Annotated in this window: 5 protein-coding genes and 2 pseudogenes; 3 read left to right on the top strand and 4 right to left on the bottom strand. The window is 69.8% G+C overall.

The genetic code is table 11. The features are described 5' to 3' along the window. Positions 1-389: 389 nt before the first annotated feature. Complete coding sequence (locus ABZZ74_RS51530; protein WP_356951051.1) at positions 390-731, top strand: antibiotic biosynthesis monooxygenase family protein; 342 nt, start codon at positions 390-392, stop codon at positions 729-731. Positions 732-832: 101 nt separating this feature from the next. Continuing rightward, positions 833-1005, top strand: a pseudogene (locus tag ABZZ74_RS51535) (E3 binding domain-containing protein); the annotation flags it as partial. A 13-nt stretch (positions 1006-1018) separates the two neighbouring features. Here the strand turns inward: ABZZ74_RS51535 and ABZZ74_RS51540 are convergent. The 3 genes from ABZZ74_RS51540 to ABZZ74_RS51550 form a co-directional block, all read right to left on the bottom strand. Beyond that, a complete protein-coding gene (locus ABZZ74_RS51540; RefSeq protein ID WP_356951052.1) occupies positions 1019-1504 on the bottom strand; it encodes a MarR family winged helix-turn-helix transcriptional regulator in 486 nt (161 codons plus the stop codon). 143 nt (positions 1505-1647) lie between these two features. Further along, positions 1648-2382 carry a sigma factor gene (locus ABZZ74_RS51545; RefSeq protein ID WP_356951053.1) on the bottom strand — a complete coding sequence of 245 codons (735 nt, stop codon included), beginning with the start codon at positions 2380-2382 and terminating at the stop codon, positions 1648-1650. Between the two features lie 164 nt (positions 2383-2546). Next, a complete protein-coding gene (locus ABZZ74_RS51550) occupies positions 2547-5366 on the bottom strand; it encodes an AAA family ATPase (protein WP_356951054.1) in 2820 nt (939 codons plus the stop codon). 218 nt (positions 5367-5584) lie between these two features. Between ABZZ74_RS51550 and ABZZ74_RS51555 the strand changes: the two genes are divergently transcribed. After that, on the top strand, positions 5585-7327 hold the full coding sequence (locus ABZZ74_RS51555) for an FAD-binding protein (RefSeq protein WP_356951055.1): 1743 nt from the start codon (positions 5585-5587) through the stop codon (positions 7325-7327). 455 nt (positions 7328-7782) lie between these two features. Here the strand turns inward: ABZZ74_RS51555 and ABZZ74_RS51560 are convergent. Then, positions 7783-7882, bottom strand: a pseudogene (locus ABZZ74_RS51560) (cupin domain-containing protein); the annotation flags it as partial.

The following is a 7882-nucleotide window of genomic DNA, read 5'->3' on the forward strand; positions in this document are numbered from 1 at the left end:
GGCGCGGCGTCCTGAAGCAGCTTCGCCGCCCTGGTCCAACTCGGCCCGTCCTCGCCGCCGTCCCCATGACCGTGCCCATGCCCGTGATGCGCATTATCCGACACTGAGAAACACCCTCCAGTATGTCCACGAGCGGACGCCATGCCGTCCGCCCCAAGCGTGACCGCACAGTCAGTCGCGACAACGGCTCGTATATCCAGACCGGGCGATGCCCAGATCTGTGACAGCGGAGCCGACGGGCTCCAGCCGATCGCGGGCTCGACGTCAGAACGCGCAGCGGCGTTGTGGTCAGAGCAGCGCTTGGGTCTTCGGATGTGGAAGACGCCCGACAGCCAGTTCAATGTCACAGCTTCGGGACGTGATTGGTCTTCACAAGTATGAGTCAATCCTTGCAGTCCAAGACCGACATTGATGAGCCCGTCACCTTGATCAAGAACTACACAGTGCCAGCGGGGGAAGCCGAGTACTTCATCGACGTGTACCGGGAGAACGCCCAGATCATGTCGACCCAACCTGGTTTTCTTCGCTCCCGCCTGCACAGGGCGCTCGTCGACGCGCCGGAGGTGCGGTTCGTGCACATCGCCGAATGGAGTTCGGGCACCGCGCTCGACAGAGCCACCGCCAACCCCGAGTGGCTCGCCTCGCTTCGGCGCATGTTCGATGATCCCGGTCTTCACATCACCTCAGAACCCGCCGGCTATCGCGTCGTGGTCGAACTCCAACCCTCCTGACTTCGGCCGCAGGGCGGTGAGTTGAGCCAGTCGTAACCTTTCAAGGGGCGACGGGGCTCGACCACCGCCAGCCGGCCCCTTCCACGGCGACGTCACGCACCGCCGCTCCGGCCCCGGCTCCGGCCCCCCGGTCACCCCGGCCCCGGCGCCCGCCGCGACCTCCGGTGACGACGGCGCCTACGTGACCCCGCCGGTGCGCAAGCTCGCCGGCGAGAACGGCGTCGACCCGGCCGGCGTCAAGGGCACCGGCGTCGGTGGACGACGGCGTCTCGAGACCGGACCGCCGCTCATCCCAGTGCGGGGACTTGTTCCTCGTCCGGTTGAGGGGCCGCGCCGTACGTGTTCCCCCGGAGATAGCGGAGCAGGTCTTCGTCGGTGTCCCCGGCGGCGAGTTCCCGCACGGCCTCCTCGACCGCCTGGTGGAGGAGCGGCGAACCCACCCTCAGTACGTCGTGTGCGACGGCGGTGAGTTCGGTTTCGACGCTCCGACGGTCATGCAACGAGGTGTGCGTGATGATCAGGCCGCGGTCCCGCAGACGCGCCACGAGACGGCTGGTGGCGGACTGGCTCAGTCCTATCCCGTTGGCCAGGTCGTTGAGGTACAGCAAGCCCGTACCCGCCCGCATGCCCTCCGCCAAGGCGCGAAGGGCGTAGAACTCGCTGACCCCCAGGCCCAGATGTTGATGAAGGTGTCGCTCGATCCGGGTCTCGATCCGGCGATGGACAAGGGTCAGTGTGTTCCACTGCGTGATCAACGTGGCGTCGTCACTCATCGGGGATGGCCTCCATGCTGTCCGCAGCGCCCGACCGCTTCTGCCGGAACGACGTCCCAGCAGGAGGAAGCGGCGTTGAGCCGCCGCCGCTTGCCTGTACCGAGTTGACAGGCCAGCGGCCATCGTTGTGACAGCCATGTTCCTTATGCCGCTTGTCTTGCCGATGGGTGACCCGGACGAAGCGATCGAGGAGTCGGCGGCAGCAGGCGGTGCACGTGGCCGTCGGGGGCGAGCAGTCGTATGAGGCCTTCCAGGTCACCGGTGCCGGCCGCGGTCCGGAAAGCGGCGACGAGGCGACGGTGTGACTCAGCAGGGACCGGTCGCTCGCGGCCGGCTTCCAGGCGGATCTGCGCGCGGTGGACCATTACCCGTGCGTTCGGGGCGCTGATCCGAAGCAATCTCGCAAGATCGGCATAGGCGTAGTCGAAGCTCTTCCGCAGTAGGTAGGCGGCCAGCCCTTCCGGCGTCAGCCTCGCCATGAGCAGCGCCAATGCCGCCTCGACGGCCACGGCTTGCTCGGCACGCAGCACGGGATCCTGGGCGGCCCGGTCGCCGAGGCCGACCAAATGCGACTCGGCCGGGATTTCGTGGCGGTGCCACGCGGACTGAATCACGTTGATCGCCAGACGGGTCGTTGCCGTGGTCAGGAACGCGGCCGGATTCTCGATCGACGCGCGGTGGGTGAGCTGCCAGCGCAGCCACACCTCCTGGACCACGTCCTCGGCTCCCGAAACGTCGCCGAGGATTTGGTAGGCGATGCGGAACAGCCGTGTCCGCTGGGCCAGAAAGTCGTCGAGGGCGAGGTCCAGGTCGTCCTCGGCTGGCTGGGCGACAGGCGGTTCGGCGTGCGTCGTCGCCTCCGGGCTGGGCGCGGACATCGAGGACTCCTCTTCGTGGGCGGCGCCCATCGAGGGCATTGGTTCCACCCTCGGTCCGCAGCACTGCTCACCGCGCCCTTGGTGCCCGTGGTCGAGTCCGTAGGGACCCCATGGGGTCCCCTGGGGAAACCGGAGGACCCGGGGCAACCCCGGGGCCCGCGACCTCAGCCGGTTTGCGCCGCGCTCACGTCTGTCGTGTCCGTGGCCGGGGCGCTCGCGATGGTAGCCGGCAGCGCCCGTCGTGAGTTGATCCCGAGCTTCGTGTACACCTTCCGCAGGTGCCACTCCACGGTGTGTGGGCTGATGAACAGCTCCGCGCCGATCTTCGCGTTCGTCATGCCGCGTGCGGCGAGAGTCGCGATCTGCGACTCCTGTGGGGTCAGGGCGCTCGCCGGCTTGGTTTCCCGCGCCCGGACGTGCTCGCCGGTGGCGATCAGCTCGCGGCGGGCCCGCTCGGCGAACGCGTTCGCCCGCATTCCGTCGAACATCTCGTGCGCCGTGCGAAGGTGCTCTCGGGCCAGCGAACGGCGGCGTGTCCGGCGCAGCCACTCGCCGTACAGCAGGTGGGTGCGTGCCAACTCCACCTTCACGGCCACGCGGTCGCGGCCGAGCTCCTCGATCGCGATCCGGTACAGACCATCGGCCTCGTCCCCGTCGGTGAGGAGAGCACGGCTGCGTGCGGTGACGCCACGGGCCCAGCCGGTATCGGCGGCGCGGGTGAGTTCGACCAGCCGGGCAAGCGAGGCACGGGCCTGGCCGAGCTCGCCGCACCGGGTCGCGGCCTCGACGTGTTCGACCAGCGACAGGCCGGTGAAGTTGAACCCGTCGTGGTCGATGCCCGAGCGAGCGGCCACCAGAGCCTGGTCGTAGCGCGCCAGGCCGTTGAACAGCACGCCTTGGACGTAGCCCGAGACGCCCAGGAGGCCCACCTCGCCGTGCAGTGACGCGGTCGCCTTGGCGTCTTCGATGAGGCTGATGGCAGCGTCCTCGTCGCCTCGCCACCCAGACAGAACAAGCGTCGCGTATTTGTGCGGGGCGTGGCCCGTCGCGGCGGCGAGCGCGTCGGCTTCGTCCATCATCCGGGCCGCCTCGGCGAAGTCGCCGGTGTGGATGTGCACCCCGCCTGCGTAGACCAGTGCCGGTGGCAGCGCGCCGAGCGCTCCGATGTCACGAGCCAGGCGCACCGCACGAGTCGCGAGCATGTCCCACGCGGTCAGGTCCCAGGCGTGGTGAATGAACGCCTCCAGTGCGACCGGGGCCAGGAGAAGCCAACGCATCGTCGCCTCCCGGGTGCCGACGTCCTCGTGTACAAGAGGTTCCAGCGCGCGGCGCAGCGCCGCTCCACCGGTCTCGTAATCGCCTGTGAGGAGCGTGGCTACACCGTCCAGGAGCAGGTCGGCGGCCTCGGAGCCCGAGGAGGGTGCCCCGGACCCGCGGGCCGCGATCGCCGCGGCGCGGGCGCCCGTCGGACCGTGGAGCCTGCCTGCGAAGATGGTCGCGCTGATCGCCTCGAGGTAGGTCTCCCGTGCCAGTGGCGAGTCGGCGGCAGCAAACTGTGCGGCGGCGTCAAGGAGCAGAGGTGCCGCCTCGTCGCTGCGGTGGCGGGCGAAGAGGATCCTGGCACGCAGGCGCGCCAGGCGGGCGCGGTCCAAGGGGCTGAGGGGACACATTTCGGCCAGCGTCGCCAGTTCCGTGGCGCGGTCGGGCGCGGCGGCCGAGAAGTACGCCTCGGCGGCCGCGAGGGCTCGGCGCCCCCGCTGCCAGAGGTCCGGCGTCACCTCGGCCGCGCGCTCCAGAAGTACCGCCTCGGCGGCCATGCCGCCGCGCTGCCGCGCTCGGCCGGCGGCCTGCTCCAGCCCCGCGGCGACCTCCTCGTCCGGCCCGTCGGCGGCCTGCGCGGCATGCCAGGCACGTCGGTCGGGGTCCAGGACCGGGTCCGTGGCCTCGGCCAGCGCCCGGTGCACCGCCCGGCGTTCCTCGGGCCCGGCTCCGTGGTAGACCGCCGAACGGACCAGGGGGTGCCGAAACCGGACGGACTCACCGAACTCGATCAGGCCGGCCGCCTTGGCCGGTCCGGCATAGGGAGTGATCTTGAGAGAGGCGGCGGCGCGGACCAGCAGGCGCGCGTCACCCACCGGTTCCGCCGCGGCGATCAGGAGCAGTGTCCGGGTCTCCGGGGGCAGCGAAGCGAGGCGACTGGCGAAGTCGCGTTCGACGCGGCTCACGACCGGCCCCTGGACACTCGGAGAACTCGATGAGTCCAGGCCGTAGGCCAGCTCCGCAGCGCTGCGACCGCGGGAGAATTCGAGCAACGCGAGCGGGTTGCCGTGCATCTCGGCCACGAACCGGTCCCGGATCCGCTTCTCCAGCCGCCCACCGACGGCGGCTTCCAGGAGCTCTCCGGCCGCGGCGGTGTCGAGACCGGAGAGCCGTAGCGCCGGCAGTCCGCTGAGTGCGGCCTGCCCCTCGGGGTCCCGTACCGCGAAGGCCATCGCGACCGCCTCGGCGAGCAGTCTCCGGGCCACGAACTCCAGGGTCTGCAGGGACACTTGGTCCAGCCACTGAGCGTCGTCGACCAGGACGAGCACCGGTCGGGTCTCCGAGGCCCGGGTGAGCAGGGTAAGCACGGCGAGGCCGACCAGGAAGCGGTCGGGCGGGTCGCCGGCCGCCATCCCGAACGCTACGCGGAGGGCTTCTCGCTGGGGTCCCGGTAGCTCTTCGAGTTCGTCCAGGAACGGCGCACACAGCTGATGCAGGCTCGCGTACGGCAGTTCCATGTCGGCCTCGATGCCGCGCGCCCAGGTCACCTTCACCCGTGACGCCTGCGCGGCCACGTACTCGAGGAGCACCGACTTTCCGATGCCGGCTTCGCCGCGGACCACGAGGACTCGGGAGCCACCTTCGCGCAGGCCGACCAGCATGTCGTCGAGCGCCGCACACTCCCGATGCCGGCCGACCAGGTCGGGAAGGGGGCTGGCGATCATGCGACGCGGCTCCTTCGAGGAATCCGAGGGGGGAGTCATACACAACGTTTGTTCGGAACGAGCCTTGCAACGATACCTGGGGTGGGTCCCCGCCGCGTGTGTCGGGTTGCTGTGATTGACCCCACGTCAAGAAATTCCCCTGATGCTGTCACACACGGTGCCACTATCCGGTCGACCACTGCCCATGATGTCGTCTGTCCGCTGTCGCAGGAGGTCCCATGTCTTCGCTCGGTCACCAGCTCGCCACGTCCGTCCTCGTGGTGGGGGCGGGCAAGTCAGGGCTCCGAGCGGCCATCGAGGTCGCCGAGGCCGGTGTCGCGGTCATCGCGGTACTCAAGCGCCCGGCTGACGATATCCACACTGTCACTGGATTCAGTGGTTCCGAAGGAGTATCCGCGATCCCCAGTGCCAGCCCCGGGCGCAGTGACGCGTGCGAGCGGCATGTGGCCGACACGTTGCGTGAGGGCCACTTGTTGGCCGACCCGCGCACCGCCCAGGTCGTGGCCCACTACGCCGCTCAGGGATTCCATGACATGGGGCGCTACGGCATGCGTTTCGACCGCCAGGGCGACGGCGGGCCCGCCCGGCGCCTGCTTGGCGACGGCAGGTACCGCCGCGCCGCGTTCACCGGCGAGTACACCGGCCTGGAGGTGCAGCGAGCGCTCCACGACCGCGCCAAGCAGCTCGCCATTCCCGTTTTGCCTGGCGTGTACGTCACCCGGCTGCTGGTCGACGACGGGATGGTGTTCGGTGCCTACGGATTCGACGTCGTCGATGGCTCGCGCTACCTCGTGCACGCCGATGCAGTGATCCTCGCGACCGGAGGGCACACGCGCGTCTGGCGGCGTACGTCCTCGCGTCGCAACGAGAACACCGGCGACTCCTTCCGCCTCGCCGTCGAAGCCGGTGCCCGGTTGCGCGACCCGGAGCTGGTGCAGTTCCACCCCGCCGGGCTGATCACGCCGGAGAACGCGGCCGGCATGCTCGTCAGCGAGGCGGCACGCGGCGAGGGCGGTGTCCTGCTCAACAACCTCGGTGAGCGGTTCATGACGCGCTACGACGCCGAGCGCATGGAGCTTTCCAGCCGGGACAGGGTCGCGCTGGCGTCCTATACCGAGATCAGGGAGGGACGCGGCACCCAGGCCGGCGGCGTCTGGCTCGACCTGTCCCACCTGCCGCGCGAGACGGTCCTGACACGGCTGCCGCGGGTGCACCAGACCCTGTTGGACCTGCAGATGCTCGACATCACCCGCGACCCGATCGAGGTAGCGCCGACCGCCCAGTACTCCTTGGGCGGCGTCTGGGTCCGGCCCGAGGACCACAGCACCGATGTCGACGGGCTCTTTGTGATCGGAGAAGCGGCGAGCGGTCTGCATGGCGCGAACCGGTTGGAGGAGAACTCGCTGATCGAACTACTCGTCTACGGCCGGATCGCCGGCCGGGCCGCCGCGGAGTACTCGGCCAGGCTTACCAGCCAGCAGCGGTCGCCGGCAGCGATTCGCGCCGCGGAGGCGGACGTGAGCCGACTTCTGGCCGCCGACGGCGACCAGGGCGTCCGCGCGTTGCAACGGTCGGTGCGCCACCTGATGACGGAGCGCGCCGGTGTCGTGCGGGACGCGGCCGGGCTCATCGCCGGACTCGCCGGACTCGACGAGATCGAGGCCCGCATGGCGGACGTGGGTGTGCACGTCGACGTCGGCGGCTTCCAGGACCTCGCGTACGCCTATGACCTCAGGTCCACCGTTCTCGCCGCTCGCGCGACACTGGAGTGCGCCCTGGAACGGCGGGAGACGCGGGGCTGTCACCACCGGTCCGACTACCCCGATGCCGACCCGGACCTGAAGGTCAACATGGTGTGGTCCCCGACGACCGGGGTGCGCCGCGAACCCGTCCCGCCCATCCCCACTCACATCGCCGAGCTGATGTACGACGTCTCGGCCGATGCCGAGTTGCTCGAATAGGAGCCGCTCATGAGGGCCGCCGCCATCGGGGATGTCGTCGAGTTCACTGGTGCCGACGTGCACCAGGTGCCGGGCCGGTCACGTGCGCAGTGGCATACGACCGGGCCGGTGGCGCGGCCCATATGTATCGGGCGGAGCAGGCCGTAGCGGGCAAGGTGCGCAGGGTGGAGGGCACCAGGTGCAGCATGTGCGTCACGTGCGCGATGCGGCCGGTCCTCACCGGCACCACATTTTCGCCGTACCCACGACAGCACCGCCGTCGCCAGGTTCGGCGACGGCGGTGCTGTCGTAGGCGGTTGGCGCGTCAGCATCATGCTGTGCCGCTGGACATCGCCTCCGGCGCGACCCGCAATCCGGGGTGTCCGCGGGAACGGCACGCGGCGCTCGACGAGCAGGGATTCCTGCCGCATCGAGCTCTCCTCCCCGGGCGGGGGCTCGGGGAGGAGAGCGCTGAGTCAGACGGTGGGTCGCGGGGCGCGGAGGTGGGCGCGCTGCTTGAGTTCCTCTTCGTCGACGAGTTCGAGCATGGGCTTGCCCGGCGCGCACATCATGGTG

It is taken from the genome of Streptomyces sp. NPDC006476, assembly GCF_040612015.1.
In the GTDB taxonomy this organism is placed as follows: Bacteria; Actinomycetota; Actinomycetes; order Streptomycetales; family Streptomycetaceae; genus Streptomyces; species Streptomyces griseorubiginosus_B.

Excerpts from the sequence above, each read along its gene's own strand:
- ABZZ74_RS51545 (WP_356951053.1), bottom strand. The coding sequence starts at position 2,382 with ATGTCCGCGCCCAGCCCGGAGGCGACGACGCACGCCGAACCGCCTGTC.
- ABZZ74_RS51555 (WP_356951055.1), top strand. The coding sequence starts at position 5,585 with ATGTCTTCGCTCGGTCACCAGCTCGCCACGTCCGTCCTCGTGGTGGGG.
- ABZZ74_RS51540 (WP_356951052.1), bottom strand. The coding sequence starts at position 1,504 with ATGAGTGACGACGCCACGTTGATCACGCAGTGGAACACACTGACCCTT.
- ABZZ74_RS51550 (WP_356951054.1), bottom strand. The coding sequence starts at position 5,366 with ATGATCGCCAGCCCCCTTCCCGACCTGGTCGGCCGGCATCGGGAGTGT.